Consider the following 21,161-nt stretch of genomic DNA (forward strand, 5'->3'; position numbering starts at 1 on the left):
TACCAAAATTGTACCATTGTTGGTAATTTTGCGGCATGGAACAGTCGACAGGCAGGATCTACAATCTGCAATTCATATTACTGTGTTTGAGTAATGCCCTATTCTCAGCCAGTTTCAACATGATGATACCCGAGCTCCCGGCGTATCTTACCCAATTAGGCGGGGAAGATTATAAAGGCTATATCATCAGCGTTTTTACACTGATGGCGGGACTATCAAGGCCATTCAGCGGCAAACTGACGGATACCATCGGCCGTGTGCCGGTGATGATATTCGGATCGCTGATATGTGTGGTTTGTAGTATGATGTACCCGATGGTCAGCTCTGTGGCGGCTTTCCTGTTGCTACGCTTCTTCCATGGTTTTTCCACAGGTTTTAAGCCTACAGGCACATCTGCATATGTTTCAGATATCGTCCCTTCCAATCGCCGCGGTGAGGCCATGGGGATGATCGGACTGGCCTCTATCATCGGTATGGCTATCGGGCCAGCCATTGGCGGCTGGGTAGCGCACCAGTGGGGTATTAATGTAATGTTCCATCTGTCTGCCGCTTTTGCATTGCTTTCTGTTGTCATCCTTATCGGTGCCATGAAAGAAACACTGCCCGACAAACAGCCGTTCCGTTTATCCCTCCTGCGTATCCATCGTGGTGAAATATTCGAACCACTGGTAATAGCGCCGGTGATCGTCACTTTCCTGACTTTCTTCAGCTATGGCGCAGTGCTCACGGTCATTCCGGATTACAGCACCTACCTCGGTGTGGATAACAAAGGACTTTTCTTTACTTTTTACACCGGCGCCTCTATGGGTATCCGACTTGTAGCAGGAAAGGTTTCCGATAAATATGGCCGTATTCCTGTGTTGAAAATATCCGCCATTATTATGGCCGCATCTATGGCCATGATTGCGGTGGCAACTTCCCCATGGATACTGTTTGCCGCTGCGGTCGTATATGGCGCAGCAACAGGTCTTAACTCTCCTGCCGTTACCGCCTGGACAGTAGATCTGAGTAACCCGCAGTTTAAAGGACGGGCCCTCGCGAGCATGTATATTGCGATGGAAGCGGGTATCGGATTGGGCGCCTGGGGTTCTGCGCTGATCTATCATAACCATGCGAGCCGCTTCCCGCTTACCTTCTTTGTATTGGCGGTTATAACGCTGATGGCTACACTATACCTGGTGTTCTTTAAGATTCCACGGAATTTTGAGGAAGCGAAGCTTCAGTATGCGCGCACGTAGTTTTTTTCTTGTAGATGATTATCGTGTATTTATACTTTCAACCCCGATCAACCGCCTCCGGCAGTTGATCGGGGTTGAAAGCTTTAGTGCCACCAGTGGTGGCACTAAAGCTTTCAGGATCTCTCTATTTTATTCGTCATCTTTTTCTTCTGCTTCCTGGATATAAATATCTGTCGGCAAACTCTTATTGGTATTTACTCCCAGCTTCTTCATCTTCTCCGCACTCCTTACCAGGTTACCTTTGCCGGAATTCAGTTTTTTCAATGCTTCTTCATAGGCCAGCTGGCTTTTATTAAGATGTGACCCAACTAATTGAAGATCATTGACAAAGCCAACGAACTTATCATAAAGGGCGCCGCCCTGCCTGACAATTTCCTGTGCATTGCGGTTCTGCTTTTCCAGTTTCCACATGTTTTCAATCACTTTCAGCGTTGCCAGCAGAGAAGGAACGCTTACCAGTATAATGCGTTTGCGGAAGGCAAAGTCGTACAGGTCTTCATCTGGCTGCATGATAGCCAGGGCATAAGCGGGTTCTATCGGAATGAACAGCATAACAAAATCAGTGGTGTTGTTATACAGGTTCTGATAGGCTTTGGCACTGAGTTCGTTGACGTGATTTTTTACAGAGCTGAGGTGCGCTTTCAGCGCCTGCTGGCGCACAACATCATCTTCTGCACTGCAATATTGCTCATAGGCTTTCAGCGAAACCTTAGAATCGATCACCACTTTTCTGTCTTCCGGAAGATGTAATACCAGATCCGGTTTACGTAGCTGGCCGGCGTCGTCATAGCGGGCATCCTGTGTCTGGTAATGAATACCGCGTTCCAGTCCGGAGGCTTCCAGTACTTTCTCCAGGATTACTTCGCCCCAGTTGCCTTGTTTTTTGGTGTCGGCCTTGAGCGCATTGGTGAGGTTATTGGCTTCTTTTGACAGCAGCTGATTGAGCGACAACAGCCGCTGTAGTTCTGCTTTCAATTCGGTACGCTGGGTGGTTTCGGCCACCAGCGATTGCTGAACACTACTTCTGAAATTGTCGATTTTTTCGGAAAGTGGTTTCAGCAGGTCATCCAGTTTGAGCTGGTTTTGTTCCATGAAGTTACCGGAGATCCTTTGCAGCAGATGGTTAGCGGTATTTTCAAATTGGAGCCTTACCTCTTCCTGCTGTTGCAGCATTCGCTGACGCTCTTCTGTCAGTTGCTGGCTAAGGAATTTATTTTTCTCGATCAGGCGGCCCTGATCGTTTTGAAGCAATGCGTATTCTTCGTTGAGTCTTTCCAGTTGCTCTCTGGCATCCCGGACCTGTTGCTGCTTTTCCTGCAGCGACTGATCGGCATAGCCCTGGCGGGCTTCCAGCTGTATAGCACGTTCCTGGAGCTGGCGGCCCTGGCTTTCCAGGCTACGTTGTTTTGCTATGGCAGCAAATAGTAGGTATGTAAGTACGAGAATGATGATTCCCGCAATTATCAGGTATACTGTCATGACAATCGTCCTCCTGTTACAAAATTCAGCTTCCGCTACGCATTCTACCTGCGTAATGATAGCTAATCAATTAAAAATCAATCCGGCGGAGCCCGATTATTCACTATATCTTCCTGGAAATCCTTAACGGTGGTGCTTCTTCACAAAGCCGATTTCTTCTCTGGCATCATTCTCCCAGCCGATCATCTCTTCCAGAAATTTCTCTATAAACCGGTGAACATATTCTTCATTGATTTCTTCCGGCTCTACCGTATCAAGCGTACTGTTTTTAGGGCCATCGGCGGTAATACCGTCAATAAAAGGATAGGCTACCCAGGTAACAATCTGGCCATTTCTGGACTGAGAAAATGACAGCAGACCACCTTTCTTCATCTTCTGAACGATGGCGGTAGGGTTTTTCTCTATGATGCCGCTGGGACTGAAATTAAAGCTGATAAAAGCAGATTCCATGTTCTGCCAGGCTTCATTGATATCGACGGTCCAGTCGAAAATAGGGAATCGTTCGGCAACGCCTTTCAGCGTGGTTAATATCAGATCTCTCGTGATGGTATGCCAGTGGTTACGGCGCTCTTCTATCCGGTAAAATACCTGCGCCAGTTCCTGCGCAAGCCGCTCGATATTATCCATAACTTTTTTTACTGAAGTTAAACTATAAAGGCATTCAGCACAAACATGCCGAATGCCTTTATATGGTATAATATCAAACGATTAGAGCCTTTCGTATAATTTACGCAGACGCTCTCTGGTCATGATTTCTTTCCAGTCTTTACCCAGTGCGTTTTCCCACAGCGGTGCCATTCCCAGCGATACGTTGATCATAATGTCAAACTGCTCGTCGGTGAGGCCTTTGGTGATACCTTGCGGAATATCGATGTTGTGTTTTTTCACCATCTTCTTGAATTTCTCCACGCCATCAGGATAGAACTCTTCCAGTTTATCAAACACGATACAGTTACCGATACCATGTTTGGTGCCCAACAGGTAAGCCAGACCATAGCTCACGGCGTGTGCCACACCTACCTGTGAATAAGCGATGCTCATACCACCGGCATAGGAAGCCATCATCAGTTTTTCGTCTGCATCATCATCCCACTGGTCTTTGTCCAGGAAGATTTCCTCGCAGAGTTCCTGTGCCTTTTCACCATATGATTGAGAGAATGCATTCAGATAAGTACCTGTGAGTGATTCTACACAGTGGATAAAGCAATCCATGGCAGTATAGAAGCGCTGGTTAGGCTCAACGGTTTTAGTCAGGGAAGGATCCAGTACGATCTGATCAAACGGCGTGAAGTCGGAGTTCATACCCAGTTTACGGGTAGGACCGGTTAATACGCAAGTACGGCTTACTTCAGCACCTGTACCGGAGATGGTAGGGATACCCACTTTATACACACCGGCAACTTTCACGAGGTCCCAGCCCTGGTAGTCGGCTGAAGATCCCGGGTTGGTCATCATCAGTGCCACTGCTTTGGCCATGTCCATTACGGAACCACCGCCAATACCAATGATACCGGACACTTCACCGAATTCAGCTTTCAGCTCATCACGGATAGCATCTACGTACTTGGTTTTAGGTTCGTCAGTTACATCGATCACCACAATTTTATCCTTTCCACGTAATGGAACGCGGGATAAAAATTCTTTCTTATCCTGGAAATACATGTCCACGAAAAAGATCATGGGCGCATCACCTTTACGATTTGGGGCCAGTATTTCGTCCAACTGATCGAAGCATCCGTTGCCGTATACTACATAGTCCACCATCTTGAAATTCCTGAACTTCATATATGCGTATTAGTTAGTATGTTATAATAATTTTGCTGCTTTTTCCAGATCTTCCGGGGTATCAATTTCCACACCCATATATTCTGTTACTACCATTTTCATCGGGATACCATTTTCCAGGTAGCGCAGGCATTCGATTTTCTCTGCCAGTTCCAGCGGTGTTGGTTCCAGTTTGGTGAATTTCATCAGGGTATCTTTACGGAAAGCATAGATACCGATATGTTCGTAGTAAATGGATTGTACGTCTTTAGCGCGTGGATAAGGGATAATGGAGCGGGAAAAGAAGAGGGCATTGAATTTTTTATCTACCGCAACTTTCACATAGTTAGGGTCTGCGATGGATTTTTCATCGGTAAGTACCTGCATTAATGAAGCTACCTGTACCTGTTTACCTTCTTCCCCTTCAAATACTTTGAGCAGTTTCTCCAATGGTTCTTTCTGGGTAAAAGGTTCATCGCCCTGTACATTCACTACGATTTCATAGTCCAGCAGCTCCATGGCCTCTGCGATACGGTCGGTACCACATTCATGCTCTTTTCTGCTCATAACGGCTTTACCGCCGTTGCTTACTATCTCTTCAAAAATAACATCACTGTCGGTTACCACCATTACTTCATCAAATACGCCTGTGTTCACAGTTGATTCGTAAGTACGAAGTATGACGGATTTATCGCCCAGTTTGGCCATCATCTTGCCCGGAAAACGGGTAGCGCCATAACGGGCAGGTATTAACGCTATTTTCTTCATGCGAATATATTTAAAGTATAAAGGCGCATCCGGACAGCCGACACGACTATCCGGTTACGCCTTTAACAAGCTTTATAATGCGCTTTTTACAGCATTCACCAGTTTCTCCGCTCTCTCCTGGATTTCAGCTGCTGACCAGGCGAGATTGATAGGTGTAGAAATGTTCCTGCCGATGATTGCATCAGAAGCAGGGAATTCTTTTGTTTTGTAGATCTCCATGGCCTGTTTCAGTCCTGGAGCAAACGGAGTCAGTACCTGGCCCTGTTTGAAATGATCCCACTGGCGGATATAGTGCCAGTTGTTATCATAGTAGTAAAATGCGGCCAGGCCTGCAGCTTTCATGGCAGCAGCGGCTTTACGTGCCTGGTCAGCCTCCGGCAGGAAGAATGACAGGAACGTTGCGCTATCGCCGGCAGGATCTGGTAAACGACGGAAAGTAACACCAGGAACAGTTGACAACGCATCTTTGAAGATTTTCTTCGTGCTGCGCTGGATTTCCAGGAATGTATCGAGTTTACGGATCTGTGCCAGACCTACAGCTGCGTGCAGCTCAGAAATACGATAGTTATAGCCAATAAACGGATGCTGCTCCAGGCCGCGGTCGTTGCCGATATGATCGTGACCATGGTCTGTATAGCCATCACATTTAGTGTAGATATCTTTATTGTTGGTAACAATACCACCGCCTTCAGCGCAGGTAATTGTTTTTACGAAGTCGAAAGAGAAAGTACCCGCATCACCGATGGTTCCCAGGGCCTGGCCTTTGTAGGAAGCACCGAAAGACTGACAGGCATCTTCCAGCAGGATGAGGTTATGTTTTTTGCAGATCGCTACCAGTGCATCCATATCGGCCATAGCACCGCACATATGTACCGGCATTACCGCTTTGGTGCGTGGGGTGATCGCTGCTTCAACTGCTTTAGGGTCCAGGGTGAGGGTATCATCCACATCAACCAGTACCGGTGTAGCACCTACGGAGAAAACAGATTCGAAGCTGGCAACAAAAGTGAAGGTAGGCATGATAATTTCATCGCCTGCACCTAAACCTAATGCAGCCATTGCGGTAGTCAATGCCGCAGTTCCGCTGGAGGCCAGCTGTGCATACTGAACATTCAGCTTCTTACACATTTCCGCTTCCAGTTCCTTTGCTTTCCAAATGCCTTTACGAGGACCATCAAAGCCGTATCTCATGAAGATACCGGTTTCAAGTACATCATTTACTTCTTTCCTTTCCTCGGGTCCAAATAGTTCAAATCCGGGCATAAGCTGTTGATTTTTAAAATATAATTGAAATAAGTTCGTTTTATTGGTGTTGCAAAGTTACTATAATCAGAAATGCGGTTGGCTTCAATTTCTGTTTATCTTTTGCTAAAAATTTAACATGCGTTTTGGGCTGGTGCTGACGACCTTGAATCTACCCGGAATCTCCCTGCTATAACATGACAGTTATCATTAACATTAGATTTGCAAAACCTGAGATAAAAAATCAATAACTACGTCCTATCTTTGGGCCCTCATCAGGAAAAATCCTGACCAATTTTACCCCATAACCTCTGATCGACCTCTTATAGTTTTAATCCTGATCCTCCGAAAAGCAGTTTTTTAATTTTAACTGACCTCCTGTTTAGAACCCGGTATCTATTCACATTTCTTATTAACTGATAAACTGGTTATGTCCGGGAAATTTATTCTCACTGCTTTTGTTGCAGTTGTTTTATTCAGCAGTTGCACCAAACAAAACGATGTTCAACCCATCGCCCCAACCCCTACTACCCCTGTTGCTGTAGACACCACTGCAGTACCTGAAAATCACGTTGACCGCAACGCGCTGTTAACACTTGTAAATGGCCTCCGAAGCCATGGCTGCAAATGCGGCGATGTACAGATGCCTCCTGTTGGCCCGCTCACCTGGAACGGCCTGCTGGAAGAAGCAGCTTACCTCCACAGTAAAGACATGTCTGTTAACAAATATTTTGACCACACCGCCCCTACCGGAAGCACCCCTGGCGCACGCCTCGATGCTGCCGGCTACCACTGGAACTTCTATGGCGAAAATATCGCTACCGGAACCATGGACGAACAGGCAGTTGTTTTAGGATGGCTCAATAGCCCTAATCACTGTAAAAATATGATGACGGCAAGTTACACCGAACTGGGTGTGGGCAGATATGATAAAATGTGGACCATGGAACTGGGACACCGCAACAACCCGCAATAAGGTTATCAGAGCGTGTTTTCCTTTTTTCGCCACATCTTCCAGATGTAATAGATATACGCTGCCATCGTAATGGTCAGCCAGGTATAAAAGAAGATCATACGGCCGGGAGTGGACGCTTCCGGCTCCGCGAAACCCAGGTACAAACCCAGGAATATATCGGCGGTCAACATAAAGAGACCCACGAATACAGTCCGTATAATTTTGGTGAAATACATGAACAGGCCAACATCAAACCCCGGCTGCTGAGGCGCCTCGGATTGCGGTGGTTGTGGTTTTTCCGGCGCCGGCTCCTGCTTTTCTTCCTGTTTTTCTTCGTCCATTGTATGCTGTTTATTATGGTATCAACAGTTTAGCCAATGCTGCGCTGTCGCCCCTGAATACGTTAAAATCTACGGTGGTTCTGATGCCATTCACTCTGCCGATATCACTATGCTGCCAGAAAAGCCAGCTCCTGGAAGAGGACGGCTTCTCCTTCTGGTAATAGTGCGCTATCCACAGGGGATATTTATCAAACTCATCTCCCAGGTACGTTTCATAGAAATGTATGTTGGTATAGATGATCGGCTTCACTTTATACGCTTTTTCCATCTCCTCCAGCCATACCTTAGCTGTGCCGCGGATAACCGCGGCCGGCTGGTTATTGGATGTTTCTATATCCAATACCGGAGGCATATCCCCCGATTCCAACTGTACCACGTTCTGGAAATTTATAGCCTGCTTCTTAGGATCCCTGGTGGCATAAAAAAAATGATAGGCCCCCCTGATCAACCCTGCCCGCTTCGCACGCTCCCAATTCTGCTCAAATGATGCATCCTGACGGGTAATACCCTCGGTTGCTTTTATAAATGCAAAGGAAATCCGGATATCATCTACCTTCATCTGCTTTACGGCCGTCCAGTTAATATCTTTCTGAAATTTGGACACGTCAATCCCATGAATCTTATAGTTCACAGGTACATAAATGCCGAATTCATCATACCGTACAAACCGAATGTTCTCTTCACGGGTTTTCCACCAATACCATCCTCCAATGACAAGTATAACGAGTAATAATCTAATCCAGATGCTTTTCACTTTTAGTTTCAGTTAGTTGCAGGTGCTTGGGTATCAAGAAAAAGGTATGCCGACAGACCTAATTTTATAGCAATTATAGTCTATAATTTCTGTAAAGAAACTACTTTTACAAAAGGTCAAGTGAATTTATATGCCCGATTTTAACCTGAATGATACCCTGAACCTCTTCCGCAAGTTCACTTTCCGCCGTGCATTCAACGCCGGTAAAGTACTCGGAAGCTATTTCGTCAGCAAATGGACTGGTAAACCCGTTCAATGGGGATACCCCATTTCCATATCTTTTGAACCAACCACTTCCTGTAACCTCCGCTGCCCGGAATGTCCCAGCGGACTCAGAGCCTTTACCCGTCCTACGGGTATGCTCCAGCAGGATTTCTTCAAACAGACGATCGACGAAATTCATAAAGAACTGCTCTACCTGATATTCTACTTTCAGGGAGAACCTTACCTCAACCCAGGCTTCCTGGACATGGTAAAATACGCCTCCGACAAGGGTATCTACACCGCCACCTCCACCAACGCCCATTACCTCACAGAGGCTAATGCCAAGAAAACCGTGGAAAGTGGCCTCGACAGATTAATCATCTCCATAGATGGTACTACCCAGGACGTATATACGCAGTACCGTGTAGGTGGCCAGCTGGATAAAGTTATCCAGGGCGCCAAAAACATTGTAAAGTGGAAGAAAGAACTCAACTCTACCAAGCCTTTTGTCTTCTTCCAGTTCCTGGTTGTGAAACCTAACGAACACCAGATAGAGGACATTAAACGGCTGGCAAAGGAAATCGGGGTTGACCAGGTTCGTTTCAAAACGGCGCAGGTATACGATTATGAAGAAGGCAACCGCCTGATTCCTACGATCGACAAATACTCCCGTTACCATCGCAATGAAGACGGTACCTACGCGATCAAGAATAAGCTGAGTAACCACTGCTGGCGACTCTGGCACTCTCCGGTTGTTACCTGGGACGGGCTGGTAGTGCCCTGCTGCTTCGATAAAGATGCACAACACCGCCTCGGCAACCTGAAAAAAGAATCTTTCAAGGCCTTATGGCATAATAAAGAGTATATCCGTTTCCGTAGTGAAATCCTGGAAACACGCAAAAACATTGATATCTGCGCCAATTGTAGCGAAGGCACAAAGGTTTGGGGATAATATTTCATCTACCTAAAATATTTATATCATTGATGGTAAATATTTTAGGTAGATGAAATTGTCTGTAAAAATATCGTTGAGATAGTGGGGATAACTATTAACGGTGATGGCTGAACGCCACAACTATCTGTAGAAGATTATTCCGGAAAAGGGAATTCAAAAGAATGCTGTTCAAAAATCAGGCTCCTCTGCCTGTCGTTTGCTTTCTTTCTTTTTCTTACGGGCATCCGCCACTTTATTAAAGAGTTTGATACCCAGCTGTACACCAAAGAATTCCAAAGCTGTCATCAACGCACCGGTAGCAAAGTTTTTAAACTTACCGCTTTCCCAGGCGAGCCTGGCAAACTTGCCGGCCATACTGATCGCACCTTTGTGATTGCCACTTCCGGGGATTACAGCATTCAAAGCCATCTTTTTATAATTATCCTTGAAATAGTCAACCCTGTCCAGCAACTGGTCCTCCAGTCGTACCGACCGTTTTTTGAGCCGGTCCAGTTCCTGTTCCAGCGCATCAAAGCCATTGATTTTCTTTTTCTTCGGCATAAAGTTTAGTCTTTAGAGATGTTCATTGGCTTCATCATCCGGAACATAATCCGGATAAATACTTTGCGCTTCATCTGCCGCTTTTTTCTCTGCTCTTTTTCCCATCGGTACTTCCTCTTCTTCACGGTCTTCCAGCTCATCGATCAGTACGGTGATCAATAACTTAGATAAAGGCCTTTCAATCAGCTGTTTACGGAACAGGATAATAGCTACGAACAACAGGATAAATAACCCTGAAGCACAGGTAAAACCTATGGTGAAGCTGCCTGTTTTTTCTCCGATCCAAAATGCGACCAGCATTCCGAGGAAAACAATAACAAAAAAGAACAACAGGAAAGCCATCAAAACTGAGAAAAACAATCCCAATGCTTTTGATAGCTTTCCCGCTGCCTGGAGTTTTAAGATATCCAGCCTCGTTTCGAGGTAATCTTTAGCTACTTTTCCTGTTTGCTTAAAATAGTCGCTGAAATTTTCTTCCATGCAAAACTTTTTGATCAAAGAGGATTAAGCCAGTTCATTTTCGAGTGCGTCTTCGAAATGATCTTTTTTCTTTCTCCATTTATCTTTCAGCTTATCAGCCTGAAATTTCATTCTGTCAACCAGTTCGTCTTTCTTGTCGGAGTTCAGGAAATAACCAACTGCAACACCTACGGCGGCACCTACGATAAATGAAACCACTGCTTTTGAACTATTACTCATAATAAAGTTTTTTTAAAGATGAAATAATAATAATTTTTGCTCGGTACCTCCTGGTGCACAAACATTATTCCATTTTTGAATAGGTGTTGAAAAAAACCTGGGTTACCAAGAGCATTAAGAACAAGTAGTTATGGTTTTTGTTTAGTGTTTACAACAATCTAACGTTGTGGCCCCGCTTTTGAAAGTAGCATATTTTTTAAGAAATTAAGTTATGAGCTATATCGATAACGACCGGTTAAAGCAGATTGGATTTTTACTTTTAATCACATTTCTGGCAATTCTGCTGTTTACAAAATTATATACTTATTTCCCGGGCTTCCTGGGGGCAGTTACCTTTTATGTACTGTGCAGGAAATGGCAGTTTAAGCTGGTGGAGCTTAAAAAGTGGAATAGCAGTCTGGCAGCGGCTTTACTCATGCTGCTCACTTTTCTGATCATATTGCTGCCGGTAGGAATGCTGATTAACCTGCTGACAGCCAAGGCTTCCTATGCAGTGGCTCATTCTGCCGATCTGATATCTTCCGTTAAAGGCCTGAACGACCGGCTCTCCGAAGAGCTGGGCTTTAACATCCTGACGGATGCACGTATCCAGAAGCTACAGGAAAACATTACGGCCTTTCTTCCGGGCTTTCTGGGCGCCACTTTCAATACACTGACCTCCATCGCTATCATGTATTTCATTCTCTATTTCATGCTGGTATATGGCCGGCAAATGGAGGAAACGCTGTATGAATATATTCCGCTGAAAGATGAAAATGTGGTACTGCTGGGTACAGAATTCAACAAACTGGTCATTGCCAACGCAGTGGGTATTCCGCTGATTGCGTTTATCCAGGGACTGGTGTCATTGGTAGGTTACCTCATCTTTGGGGTTCCGCAGGCGATGTTCTGGTTTATAGTGACGTGTTTTGCCGCCATGTTGCCGGTAATTGGCGCCGCTGCAGTGTATGTGCCGCTGGGTGTATACTTCCTGGCAACCGGCACTGTGTTGCAGGGTGTGGAGGTATTGATCTATGGTTTCCTGATCGTTGGTACTTCAGATAATATCTCCCGGTTATTGCTGGCAAAGCGTATTGCAGATGTTCACCCGTTGATTACCATATTTGGTGTGATCATCGGCGTTAGCCTGTTTGGATTTATAGGCCTGATTTTCGGGCCATTGCTGATATCTATGTTTATCCTGCTGCTGAAGATCTACAGTAATGAATACCTGGTGAAAAAGAGAACCGCTCCTGAGGTAGCCAGGATTAAAAAAGATGTGGTGGCAAGAGATAAAACCAAAAGACAGCGTGGAGCGCCTTGATTATTTGTAGTAATTGTTTTCGGCGATGTAGTTGATCACATTATCCGGCACCATATATCTCACTGATTTCCCTTCTTTTATCCATTTTCGTATATCCGTTGCCGATATATCGAGCATAGGTGCGTCCAATATTTCCAGTTTGGCGCCGTAAGTATCTTTTATTTCATGGCCGGGCCGGCGATATACATAAATCGGGTAATTCCGGATGATGTGTTCGTAGTTTTTCCAGCGTGGCAGGTTCTGGAAACTATCACTGCCCATAATGATGCAGAATTCCTGTGTGGGAAACTTTTCCCCCAGATATGCCAGCGTATCTACAGTAAAGGAAGGCCGTGGCAATGAGAATTCGATATTACTCGCTCTGAGCCGGGGTTCATCTTTAATGGCCAGTTCTACCAGATGAAACCTGTCGTGCTCATTCAGCAGGGTGGACGAAGGTTTTAATGGGTTCTGCGGAGAAACCACCAGCCAAACCTTGTCGAGATCGGTGTTATATGCCACGTAATTGGCTATTATCAAATGCCCTGTGTGTATAGGATTAAACGATCCAAAATACAAGCCTATCTTCATAATTCATCTATAAATTTGCCGCGGCATATCAATTAATGCGCGTAAAAATAGGCATTTCCTGCATTCTCCGGCTATTCAAGGGGTTTAAAGTGCTCAAATACCTGTCCGCAGGATTTGCAGTAGTGTATCGCCCGGCACAATGTAGACCCGAATGGAGACCGTAAATAGGTGTCTTTGCTGCCGCAGTGAGGACAAGGTGTTTCAATAAAAATTTCTTCAGTCAATTCGGAGTCGAGCTTTCGGGGTGGCGCAATACCGAATTGCTGTAGCTTTTCTTTGGCTTCCGCAGTCATCCTGTTACTTTGCCAGGTCACTGTTTTATCAACAGTAACAGTTACGGGGATGTTCAGGTCAGCATTTACCTGATCACGGATATTCTTCTGGATATAACTAACTGCCGGACAGGCAGCAAAGGTGGGTATCATGGCAATATGAACGCCATCCTCTGCTACTTGTACGTCAGTAATCATTCCCAGTTCCAGCACATTCAATACTGGTATTTCCGGGTCCATTACTTTTTCCAGTGATTTATACACCGCAGCTATGGAAACTAATGTTGTCATTGTTTACCAGTTTGCTTTAGTATCTATATGAATCACCTCTCCCATTTCCTTTAACAATGGGGCCAGATAAGGAGTATGTACGCCCTGTCTGCCACCGAATGCCGGTTGTATCGATGATATATCCGGCAGGTTGAGCGATGATTTTACCAGTACAGGATAGATTCTATCCAGCCAGCGATGATATAATGCAGTTTCTCCCGGATAAACTTTTTCATCGGTCAGCAGCGACTCAAATTCCCTGGAAGGCTCAAAGATGCCTGCTGCCAGGGCAATGGTTTCATTCAGTGCTGTTTGCATACGATCATAGCTTTCCTCGCCGGCTTGTCCCAACTGAATCACCCATGCGTTGGCGTGGAGAGTATGATATTTCAGTTCTCCCTTGAACTTCCTGGCCAGGTGCTGCAGTGGTTCAAAGCTGCTGTCCGCAAAGCTTTCATATCGTACCGTTTCTGCCATATCAAATAAGAAATGCCGCATAAGCGACAGGTCATATCCGCTGTTAGGCATTTCTACGAGGTGGCAGCATTTAAAATCCTTTTCAGCCCTGCAAAATGCATACTGGTCGGGGTCGGTGCCGCCTAATTGTTCCTGGATTACTTTATATAATGCGAGGGCATGGCCAATTTTGTCCTGGGCCATGGAAGAAAACGCGATATCTTCTTCCATCATAGGTCCGAGGCCCGTCCATTCGGAATTTCGGTGTCCCTGAATTAATTCATCATCTGCCATTTTGGTGAGCAGATCTGTAAGTGCATTATTGAGCATGGTTGGTGGTTCCTTTGGATTGCTTGAATTTGTTGATCTTCTCCATCACCTTGAAGCCGCTGGCGTCGCGGTAATTCTTCTCCAGGTTATTCTCGAACATATCTTCATCTTCTGTATCAAATGCGAGTATGTCGGCACTTCTGACTACCCACAGGTTAACGCATTTCTTTCTGCGGCCAAATTGTTCCTTGGCAAAAATCAGCGCCAGTTGCGGATCGGGAGCATGCACGCAGCCTACATGTTCGTGGTGGGCGCCTCTTTTTTCCTGATGAAATACCTCATACACATTCCAGTTCTCTCCTTCTTCAACTTTGATTATATCCGTAGCATTGCCCAGTTTAAGCCTGTTTACACGTGGATCTAAAGACATGATTTGTAGTATATATTGGAATTGTTTTGAATTAGCTAAGCGACTGGCAGTGCGTGTTTTTCTGCAGGGTTCATTAAAGCCTTGCGTACCCATCTGCCTTGTTCTTCTGCCCATTTACGTACCTGGAGGCGTTCTTCATTACAAGGGCCTCCTCCGTTTATTACCCGGAAGAATTCATCCCAGTCAGGATCTGAATATTCCCATCGTCCTGTTGTAGCATTCTTTTGCAGGGCAGGATCAGGAAGGGTTAAACCCAGTTCCCATATTTTAGGAACATAGGCATCCAGGAACTGGTTGCGCATATCATCATTGCTGGCCATTTTCACTTTCCACTGCATCAGTTTTTCACTGTGCTGGCTGTTTTTGTCCGGAGGGCCAAAGAAATGCATGATAGGCTGCCACCATCTGTTGAGCGCATCCTGCAGCATGGCTTTCTGTTCAGGTGTGCCGGTGGCGAGTTCAATAAATGCGTCGTGTCCTTGTTTGAGGTGGAAACTTTCTTCGTAGCAGATACGTTCCAATGCCCTGCAATAAGGGCCGTAAGAGCCTTTGGCATTCGCTACCTGGTTAACGATAGCTGCCGCATCGATCAGGAAACCGATAACAGTAACATCCGCCCATGTTTTGGCTGGATAGTTAAATACATTGGAATATTTGGATTTGCCACTGAGCAGGTCGTTGATCATCTCTTCCCTGGATTTTCCCAGTGTTTCGGCTGCATTGTACAACAGCTGACCATGACCGATCTCATCCTGTACTTTGGCTATCAGGGCAAGTTTACGTTTAAATCCGGGGGCACGGGTAATCCAGGTACCTTCCGGCAACGCGCCAATGATCTCAGAATGAGCATGTTGTTCAATTAAACGGATGAGTTGCCTGCGATATTCAGCTGGCATCCAGTCGCCAGGTTCTATTTTCTCTCCCCTTGCGATGCGTTCCTCAAATGCAGCCAGCTTTTCCGGCTCATCATGGACTTGCTCTTCCCGCAACTGTTTCCTGTTGGGTTCATCAAATATATATCCGCCGCCGTACATAGTGCGATTGTTTTGGTTGATTCGTAAATTACGGAAAAAAGCCCGTTAATAGTAGAAATGGATTGTTAAAAAGCCTAATTTTAGGAGTAGGATTTTTTATGTTTCTGATACAGTCTATATTAAGCTTAGCGCTGCTTTTCTCCCTTCCTGTGAGAGAAAAAAAGACGACTGTACCAGTTTCAAAAAATCCGGTCGTTCAGCTGGATTTTTACTTCCAGGAACAACCAGATTCAGCAGACTTAGACACGGTATTTTATTCGCCTTTTCGTAAGCTTACCTGGAACGACTTCAAAGGAAAGCCTTCTTCAGATGGCCCCAGTGCGGCCCTCTCCTATACCAGCTTTTCCTATGAAGGCAGCAGCAGGATTTATAAAGACACCCTTCATATTTCCCTGCAGTTACAGGTGTTCTTCATAAAAAGCGCATCATGGGTACGCCCCGAATATGAAACGCCCTATGTGCTGAACCACGAACAACTACATTTCGATATCACCAGAGTGGTAGTAGAAAGATTTAAACAACGCTTAAAACAAACCCCACTGAACCGGGACGATTACGACAGCGTTATACAATTTCAGTACCTCGAAGCGTTTAGAGAGATGAACAGGCTGCAATATGCCTTTGATCGCGAAACGCATAACGGCCTTAATGCCGCCGCACAGGCAGTATGGCATGATAAAATAGCCATGGCACTGAAAAACAACGGAAATTTTCCGGAAGAATTAGGCAACGATATCAACAATATCCAGCTCAAGCCGTATTAAACTTTTCGTGTATTTTACCGTTTAACCTGTAACGTTAGTTATAAAATACCGTCATGCTTTAAACTCTACATATGCGACCAAATCTTACCCTAAGGCTACTCACTGCCTTTGCCCTGCTAAGCCTCTGCTTTGCAGCCTGTAAAAAGGATATGGCAACCAACAGTGGTGGCAATAAACCCTCCAGCGGGATAGTATCCTTCAACGATAGCATTTTCGACGTATTTAAAGATATTTACCTTTGGACGGATGCCGTTCCGGATTCCGCTACCTTTAAGCCAGATAGTTACCCCTCCGCCGGAGCCATGTTCGACTCCCTCATCGGGTTCAAAAAAGATGCTAACGGCGCTAACCTCGACAGATACAGCTTCATCGACGATGGCACCACCTCTAAAGTACTGTCAGGACAAGCCGGCGACATGGGCTTCCAGGTAGGTTATCAGACTTCAACAGAACTCCGCGTAGTATACGTTTATCCCGGCTCCCCAGCCGATAAAGCAGGCATTAAAAGAGGCTGGCAGGTTACCTCCGTTAACGGTACCACCACTTTTGGCCTGAACACTGCCACCTATACCATATTAGACAACGCATTCAGCGCCTCATCTGCCACCTTTATCTTCAAAAAACCTGATGGTACCAGCCAGACTTCTACCCTCGCCGCTGCCAGTTATTCACTTAATCCGGTGCTCTACTCCCATTCCTATACCCTCAGCGGAGTCAATGTAGGATACCTGGTATTCAATACCTTCGTTCAGTTAAGCGTGGTACAGCCAGAGCTGGACAGCATTTTCGGCGCATGGAAAACTGCTGGTGTTAACAATGTAATCATCGACCTGAGATATAACGGTGGCGGATATGCAGAAACAGCGGAATATATCGCCAATAAACTGGCGCCAACAACCGTGGCCAATTCCCTCATGTATACTGCCTATTTCAATACCGGTGTAACCAATGGCACTTTCGGATGGCTGTTTAAAACCATGAAAGCCACTCCGAATTACCCTAATTACTTCTGGACAGATATCTACCATTCAGAAGCAACGACCTACGCTAAAACCAATTTCGCAGGTACTACCGGCTTCTTTGGCAATGGCATCAAACTTACTTTTCTGGTAACACACAATACCGTTTCAGCCAGCGAATTGCTCTATAACGTATTGATCCCCAGCATGAGCCCTAAACTGGTAGGTAGCCAGACGTATGGTAAACCAACCGGATTTATCGATATTAATTTCGGTACAACAGATATGTTTGCTGTATGTATGCAGAATAAAAACTCGGCCGGCAACGGTGATTATTTCTCCGGATTCTCACCAAACATCAGCGTACTGGATGATTATACCAACGACTGGGGTAGTTTTTCAGATCCGCTGTTGAAAGCTGCCTTACTGGATATGGGTGTTCCAGCCAGCGTATTCGCCCGCCAGGCTAATGTAGAATCTACCCGCTCAGCATTGATTCCTAAGTTCTACACACAAGGAAACAAGTTTCAGGGTACTATCCAGAAATTTAAGAGAAACTGATTACTATCAGATATAAAACAGAAAAGGTCTCTACTGAGTAGAGACCTTTTCTGTTTTAGTCTTTTTGCGAGACATCTATGAGTTTTATTACCTCCAGGATTGTATTTACTGATCTGTAATAGAAGGAGTTATTTATCCGTCCATATTCGTCAGATACCTGGTGATAATCGGGATGATCTTCTACCCCAAAATATAAAAACGGAATTTTCTGCTCATAAAAAGCACCCTGATCGCTTTGTTTAATCCAGTTATCGGCAGCAGGCCCATCAGGATCGTCATGGCCCTGTATCAGGTTAACAGTGGCTTTCTTAGCAGCTGCATCTACCACCTGTTTCAGAAAGGGCTGCACTTTCACTCCACATACGTATAGTTCATTTTTATCATTATGGGCGATCATATCCATATTAAAATCCATCAGAATACGCTTTACTGGTGGGCGTTTTACAAATTCCTGTGCACCTTTTAAGCCCTCTTCCTCTGCATCTGCTGCCAGGAAAATCATGGTATGTTTTGGTGGATGTGTTTTGAAGTATTTGGCGATGGCGAGCAATCCGCCCACACCGGAGGCATTATCATCTGCACCGTTATAAATGCTGTCCTGGCCATTTTTATCTTTTGCGATCCCCAGATGATCATAGTGTGCGGAGATTACATATGCTTCTTCGTCTGCTGTTGCAGATGTACCAGGGATATACCCATACAGGTTGGTACCCATGATATTCTTTCCACCAAGGTCGAAGTAAAACGGGTATTCGTAGGTACTATGATATCCTGAAAGTCCTATTTCCTGAAAGCGCTTAATGATATAAAACTGCGCCATCCTGCTACCGGCAGTGCCTACACGACGGCCCTGGTAGGCGTCAGAGGAAAGCGTACTGATATCCTTCATCAGCCGGATGGAATCTACTTTTTCCTGCGCCTTTCCAGGCACTAAAAACAGTATACCCACAGCAAATAAGATCCATTTCATAGTACATAACATTTACTGCAATGTACAAGTTATTTCGGGTGGGGAGAGATTAGAATTTTGTTGGATTATTTCAGCAGCTGATAGGCGATAAAGCTACAGATGTAAGCCAGTGTTGTCATGTATACCAATTGTATCATCGGTATTTTCCATGAGTTGGTTTCTCTGCGTACAATCGCCATCGTACTCATACACTGCATGGCAAAAGCATAAAACAGCATCAGCGCAATACCTGTTGCCAGTGTATACATCGGCGTACCATCTGCCCTTTTTGCGGAAGCCATCTTTTCACGGAGTGTGGATTGGTTATCGTCCGGACTATCACCCACACTGTAGAGGGTGGCCATTGTTCCTACGAATACTTCTCTTGCAGCGAAGGAGGTTATCAGTGCAATACCGATTTTCCAGTCAAAGCCCAGCGGCTTGATGGCCGGCTCAATCGCATGGCCAAGAATCCCTGCGTAAGAGTTGGAAAGCTTTTCTGACTGGAATGCATGTTTCAGACTGTCTGACGCCGGAGAATCAGGCGTAGCGGCAGCCATCAATTGTTCATATTTCTGGTGAACAGGGTCCATTCGTTTTGCCGGGCCATAGGAAGCCAGGAACCAGAGAATAACGGAGATCACCACAATTACTTTACCGGCATCGGTAATGAAGATCTTGGATTTCTCCAGCATGGTGATACCTACGTTCTTCCAGCGTGGCGCCCTGTATACAGGCAGTTCCATGATGAAATAACTCTTCTCTTTAATGCGCACAAACAGTTTCATCAGGGCCGCAATGAGAATGGCCATAAAGAAACCCAGCAGGTATAAAGCCATCATGGCAAGTCCCTGCAGGCCCAGGAATCCAAAGATGCGCTTATCCGGTACTACCAGGGCGATCATCATGGTATAAATGGGTAACCTGGCGGAGCAGCTCATCAGCGGCGTTACCAGTATGGTTATCAGTCTTTCTTTCTTGTTTTCGATGGTACGTGTAGCCATGATTGCCGGCACGGCACAGGCTACACCGCTGATCAGTGGCATGACTGATTTACCGTTGAGTCCCACCTGACGCATTAATCTGTCTGTCAGGAAGCTGATACGCGCCATATAGCCGGTATCTTCCAATACGGTGATCAATCCGAAAAGAATGGCGATCTGCGGTACAAATACAGCAAATCCGCTCACCCCGGCCAGTATACCATTGATGAATACATCTGTGACTTTATTATCCGGCAGTATGCCACCGAGCCATCCGCTTAAACCGCTGAACATTCCTTCTATCCAGCCCATTGGATAACTGGCCAGCCAGAAGATGCTCTGGAAAAGCAGGAACATCACCACCAGCAGGATTACATATCCCCAGAAGCGGTGGAGTAATAAGTCATCGATTTTTTCAGAGCGTAATTGTTTCTGCAGCGGGTCTGCTTCTACTACGGTAGATTTCATGATTTGCTTGATACGGGCGTACCTTTGCATAATCTCTTCCGCCTGAACTTTTGTTTTATTGAACTGGCTTTCCTTCAGTGCCTGTTTGATGGCCGATTTCTGACCATCGTTCAGGAAGCTCAGCTCATCGCTGTTAACGGCCACGTGTAAGGCAGCGTAATCACTTCTGCAAAGCGTAAATTTCTTCACATCTTCTATCGCAGCTTTTGCCAGATTCAGATTATCTATAAAATCACGGGCAGGAACAGCATATTTTCCTTTTTCTGACTGCTCGATGATTTTCTTGAGGTCTGCCAACCCTTTGTTTTTTCTGGGGTTAATGGCTACTACCGGCACACCCAGTTCTCTTTCCAGTCCATCCAGGTCGATTTCCACACCCTTTTTGCGGGCGATGTCCATCATCGTCAGTGCGATGATAACCGGCATTTTCAGATCGATGATCTGGGAGCAGAAAAGGAGATTACGTTTCAGGTTGGAGGCATCGGCTACAATAATTACCAGGTCTGGTGCTTCGGATGCATTTACGTTGATGAGCACATCATAGGTCACGTATTCGTCCGCACTTTTAGGGTACAGGCTGTAGGTTCCAGGCAGGTCGATCACATTGGCCGAAAGTCCGGGTGCAATAGTAGCACTACCCGTTTTTTTATCAACGGTTACACCAGGAAAGTTACTAACCTTCTGGTTTAAGCCTGTAAGTGCATTAAAAAGGGAGCTTTTTCCACTATTCGGATTTCCTACCAACGCAATATTTAATGGTGCCTGCATTCCTTACCTGTCCTGTTAATTATAGTTTGAGATAATTGCCGAAGCCGCAAAGTTACATATAATAAAACAGGCGGAATGATCCAATCGGGAAAAAAGCAGGTATTAACATAAATAAAAAGACCCTGGTATAAACCAGAGTCTTACATATATTTAATTTTAACACTT

The 21,161-nt window shown here is 45.5% G+C and carries 23 protein-coding genes; 6 read left to right on the forward strand and 17 right to left on the reverse strand.

The features are described from left to right. Positions 1-35 precede the first annotated feature (35 nt). Complete coding sequence (locus F3J22_RS02625) at positions 36-1,238, forward strand: MFS transporter (protein ID WP_167014007.1); 1,203 nt, start codon at positions 36-38, stop codon at positions 1,236-1,238. Between the two features lie 129 nt (positions 1,239-1,367). Here the strand turns inward: F3J22_RS02625 and rmuC are convergent, their stop codons facing one another. The 5 genes from rmuC to F3J22_RS02645 all read right to left on the reverse strand — a co-directional run bounded on the left by rmuC (position 1,368) and on the right by F3J22_RS02645 (position 6,512). Then, positions 1,368-2,717 (reverse strand): DNA recombination protein RmuC, encoded by a 1,350-nt coding sequence (gene rmuC, locus F3J22_RS02630; protein WP_167014009.1) that lies wholly within the window; start codon positions 2,715-2,717, stop codon positions 1,368-1,370. A gap of 123 nt (positions 2,718-2,840) precedes the next feature. Further along, positions 2,841-3,344 carry a hypothetical protein gene (locus F3J22_RS02635; RefSeq protein ID WP_167014011.1) on the reverse strand — a complete coding sequence of 168 codons (504 nt, stop codon included), beginning with the start codon at positions 3,342-3,344 and terminating at the stop codon, positions 2,841-2,843. A gap of 81 nt (positions 3,345-3,425) precedes the next feature. Further along, positions 3,426-4,502 carry an iron-containing alcohol dehydrogenase family protein gene (locus F3J22_RS30365; RefSeq protein WP_205195135.1) on the reverse strand — a complete coding sequence of 359 codons (1,077 nt, stop codon included), beginning with the start codon at positions 4,500-4,502 and terminating at the stop codon, positions 3,426-3,428. Between the two features lie 21 nt (positions 4,503-4,523). After that, complete coding sequence (gene kdsB / locus F3J22_RS30370; protein WP_205195136.1) at positions 4,524-5,249, reverse strand: 3-deoxy-manno-octulosonate cytidylyltransferase; 726 nt, start codon at positions 5,247-5,249, stop codon at positions 4,524-4,526. A gap of 72 nt (positions 5,250-5,321) precedes the next feature. Then, positions 5,322-6,512, reverse strand: coding sequence for a DegT/DnrJ/EryC1/StrS aminotransferase family protein (locus F3J22_RS02645; RefSeq protein ID WP_167014013.1), 1,191 nt, complete (start codon positions 6,510-6,512; stop codon positions 5,322-5,324). Between the two features lie 409 nt (positions 6,513-6,921). On the opposite strand from F3J22_RS02645, the gene F3J22_RS02650 reads away from it, so the two are divergent. Continuing rightward, entirely contained in the window at positions 6,922-7,467 is a 546-nt protein-coding gene (locus F3J22_RS02650; RefSeq protein ID WP_167014015.1) for a CAP domain-containing protein, read from the forward strand. 5 nt (positions 7,468-7,472) lie between these two features. Here the strand turns inward: F3J22_RS02650 and F3J22_RS02655 are convergent, their stop codons facing one another. Beyond that, entirely contained in the window at positions 7,473-7,787 is a 315-nt protein-coding gene (locus F3J22_RS02655; RefSeq protein ID WP_167014017.1) for a hypothetical protein, read from the reverse strand. A 13-nt stretch (positions 7,788-7,800) separates the two neighbouring features. Then, positions 7,801-8,541, reverse strand: coding sequence for a glycoside hydrolase family 25 protein (locus F3J22_RS02660; RefSeq protein WP_370459400.1), 741 nt, complete (start codon positions 8,539-8,541; stop codon positions 7,801-7,803). Between the two features lie 130 nt (positions 8,542-8,671). Between F3J22_RS02660 and F3J22_RS02665 the strand changes: the two genes are divergently transcribed. Then, complete coding sequence (locus F3J22_RS02665; protein ID WP_167014019.1) at positions 8,672-9,697, forward strand: SPASM domain-containing protein; 1,026 nt, start codon at positions 8,672-8,674, stop codon at positions 9,695-9,697. A 171-nt stretch (positions 9,698-9,868) separates the two neighbouring features. On the opposite strand, the gene F3J22_RS02670 is transcribed toward F3J22_RS02665, so the two are convergent. From F3J22_RS02670 to F3J22_RS02680, 3 genes are read right to left on the reverse strand one after another with little or no spacing between them, the layout of a single operon-like run. Next, positions 9,869-10,240: a hypothetical protein gene (locus tag F3J22_RS02670; RefSeq protein WP_167014021.1), complete on the reverse strand. Its 372-nt coding sequence runs from the start codon at positions 10,238-10,240 to the stop codon at positions 9,869-9,871. A gap of 12 nt (positions 10,241-10,252) precedes the next feature. Continuing rightward, the gene (locus F3J22_RS02675; protein ID WP_167014023.1) at positions 10,253-10,720 is read right to left on the reverse strand and encodes a hypothetical protein; all 468 of its coding nucleotides are present in this window, start codon (positions 10,718-10,720) and stop codon (positions 10,253-10,255) included. A gap of 24 nt (positions 10,721-10,744) precedes the next feature. Continuing rightward, positions 10,745-10,939, reverse strand: a complete 195-nt coding sequence (locus F3J22_RS02680) for a YtxH domain-containing protein (RefSeq protein ID WP_167014025.1) — start codon at positions 10,937-10,939, stop codon at positions 10,745-10,747. A 211-nt stretch (positions 10,940-11,150) separates the two neighbouring features. Between F3J22_RS02680 and F3J22_RS02685 the strand changes: the two genes are divergently transcribed. Continuing rightward, complete coding sequence (locus F3J22_RS02685) at positions 11,151-12,242, forward strand: AI-2E family transporter (protein ID WP_167014027.1); 1,092 nt, start codon at positions 11,151-11,153, stop codon at positions 12,240-12,242. Here F3J22_RS02685 and nadD read toward each other — a convergent pair whose 3' ends face one another. The 5 genes from nadD to paaA form a co-directional block, all read right to left on the reverse strand. After that, positions 12,243-12,812, reverse strand: a complete 570-nt coding sequence (gene nadD, locus F3J22_RS02690; protein WP_167014029.1) for a nicotinate (nicotinamide) nucleotide adenylyltransferase — start codon at positions 12,810-12,812, stop codon at positions 12,243-12,245. A gap of 71 nt (positions 12,813-12,883) precedes the next feature. Then, the gene (paaD, locus tag F3J22_RS02695; protein WP_167014031.1) at positions 12,884-13,375 is read right to left on the reverse strand and encodes a 1,2-phenylacetyl-CoA epoxidase subunit PaaD; all 492 of its coding nucleotides are present in this window, start codon (positions 13,373-13,375) and stop codon (positions 12,884-12,886) included. A 3-nt stretch (positions 13,376-13,378) separates the two neighbouring features. Beyond that, complete coding sequence (gene paaC, locus F3J22_RS02700; RefSeq protein ID WP_167014033.1) at positions 13,379-14,140, reverse strand: 1,2-phenylacetyl-CoA epoxidase subunit PaaC; 762 nt, start codon at positions 14,138-14,140, stop codon at positions 13,379-13,381. Continuing rightward, complete coding sequence (locus F3J22_RS02705) at positions 14,130-14,510, reverse strand: 1,2-phenylacetyl-CoA epoxidase subunit B (protein ID WP_167014035.1); 381 nt, start codon at positions 14,508-14,510, stop codon at positions 14,130-14,132. The genes paaC and F3J22_RS02705 overlap by 11 nt, the downstream gene beginning before the upstream one ends. 35 nt (positions 14,511-14,545) lie before the next feature. Beyond that, complete coding sequence (gene paaA / locus F3J22_RS02710; protein WP_167014037.1) at positions 14,546-15,544, reverse strand: 1,2-phenylacetyl-CoA epoxidase subunit PaaA; 999 nt, start codon at positions 15,542-15,544, stop codon at positions 14,546-14,548. 149 nt (positions 15,545-15,693) lie between these two features. On the opposite strand from paaA, the gene F3J22_RS02715 reads away from it, so the two are divergent. Together F3J22_RS02715 and F3J22_RS02720 are read left to right on the forward strand one after the other, a co-directional pair. After that, a complete protein-coding gene (locus F3J22_RS02715; RefSeq protein ID WP_167014038.1) occupies positions 15,694-16,308 on the forward strand; it encodes a hypothetical protein in 615 nt (204 codons plus the stop codon). A gap of 71 nt (positions 16,309-16,379) precedes the next feature. After that, entirely contained in the window at positions 16,380-17,828 is a 1,449-nt protein-coding gene (locus tag F3J22_RS02720; protein WP_167014041.1) for a S41 family peptidase, read from the forward strand. Between the two features lie 55 nt (positions 17,829-17,883). Here F3J22_RS02720 and F3J22_RS02725 read toward each other — a convergent pair whose 3' ends face one another. Then, positions 17,884-18,798 (reverse strand): M20/M25/M40 family metallo-hydrolase, encoded by a 915-nt coding sequence (locus tag F3J22_RS02725; RefSeq protein ID WP_167014043.1) that lies wholly within the window; start codon positions 18,796-18,798, stop codon positions 17,884-17,886. 65 nt (positions 18,799-18,863) lie between these two features. Further along, the gene (gene feoB / locus F3J22_RS02730; protein ID WP_167014045.1) at positions 18,864-20,996 is read right to left on the reverse strand and encodes a ferrous iron transport protein B; all 2,133 of its coding nucleotides are present in this window, start codon (positions 20,994-20,996) and stop codon (positions 18,864-18,866) included. Between the last annotated feature and the right edge of the window lie 165 nt (positions 20,997-21,161).

Origin of the sequence: Chitinophaga sp. Cy-1792 (assembly GCF_011752935.1) — a bacterium.
Taxonomy (GTDB): domain Bacteria; phylum Bacteroidota; class Bacteroidia; order Chitinophagales; family Chitinophagaceae; genus Chitinophaga.

Coding starts and splice junctions, on each gene's coding strand:
- F3J22_RS02625 (WP_167014007.1), top strand. CDS start 36: ATGGAACAGTCGACAGGCAGGATCTACAATCTGCAATTCATATTACTG.
- rmuC (WP_167014009.1), bottom strand. CDS start 2,717: ATGACAGTATACCTGATAATTGCGGGAATCATCATTCTCGTACTTACA.
- F3J22_RS02635 (WP_167014011.1), bottom strand. CDS start 3,344: ATGGATAATATCGAGCGGCTTGCGCAGGAACTGGCGCAGGTATTTTAC.
- F3J22_RS30365 (WP_205195135.1), bottom strand. CDS start 4,502: ATGAAGTTCAGGAATTTCAAGATGGTGGACTATGTAGTATACGGCAAC.
- kdsB (WP_205195136.1), bottom strand. CDS start 5,249: ATGAAGAAAATAGCGTTAATACCTGCCCGTTATGGCGCTACCCGTTTT.
- F3J22_RS02645 (WP_167014013.1), bottom strand. CDS start 6,512: ATGCCCGGATTTGAACTATTTGGACCCGAGGAAAGGAAAGAAGTAAAT.
- F3J22_RS02650 (WP_167014015.1), top strand. CDS start 6,922: ATGTCCGGGAAATTTATTCTCACTGCTTTTGTTGCAGTTGTTTTATTC.
- F3J22_RS02655 (WP_167014017.1), bottom strand. CDS start 7,787: ATGGACGAAGAAAAACAGGAAGAAAAGCAGGAGCCGGCGCCGGAAAAA.
- F3J22_RS02665 (WP_167014019.1), top strand. CDS start 8,672: ATGCCCGATTTTAACCTGAATGATACCCTGAACCTCTTCCGCAAGTTC.
- F3J22_RS02670 (WP_167014021.1), bottom strand. CDS start 10,240: ATGCCGAAGAAAAAGAAAATCAATGGCTTTGATGCGCTGGAACAGGAA.
- F3J22_RS02675 (WP_167014023.1), bottom strand. CDS start 10,720: ATGGAAGAAAATTTCAGCGACTATTTTAAGCAAACAGGAAAAGTAGCT.
- F3J22_RS02680 (WP_167014025.1), bottom strand. CDS start 10,939: ATGAGTAATAGTTCAAAAGCAGTGGTTTCATTTATCGTAGGTGCCGCC.
- F3J22_RS02685 (WP_167014027.1), top strand. CDS start 11,151: ATGAGCTATATCGATAACGACCGGTTAAAGCAGATTGGATTTTTACTT.
- nadD (WP_167014029.1), bottom strand. CDS start 12,812: ATGAAGATAGGCTTGTATTTTGGATCGTTTAATCCTATACACACAGGG.
- paaD (WP_167014031.1), bottom strand. CDS start 13,375: ATGACAACATTAGTTTCCATAGCTGCGGTGTATAAATCACTGGAAAAA.
- paaC (WP_167014033.1), bottom strand. CDS start 14,140: ATGCTCAATAATGCACTTACAGATCTGCTCACCAAAATGGCAGATGAT.
- F3J22_RS02705 (WP_167014035.1), bottom strand. CDS start 14,510: ATGTCTTTAGATCCACGTGTAAACAGGCTTAAACTGGGCAATGCTACG.
- paaA (WP_167014037.1), bottom strand. CDS start 15,544: ATGTACGGCGGCGGATATATATTTGATGAACCCAACAGGAAACAGTTG.
- F3J22_RS02720 (WP_167014041.1), top strand. CDS start 16,380: ATGCGACCAAATCTTACCCTAAGGCTACTCACTGCCTTTGCCCTGCTA.
- F3J22_RS02725 (WP_167014043.1), bottom strand. CDS start 18,798: ATGAAATGGATCTTATTTGCTGTGGGTATACTGTTTTTAGTGCCTGGA.
- feoB (WP_167014045.1), bottom strand. CDS start 20,996: ATGCAGGCACCATTAAATATTGCGTTGGTAGGAAATCCGAATAGTGGA.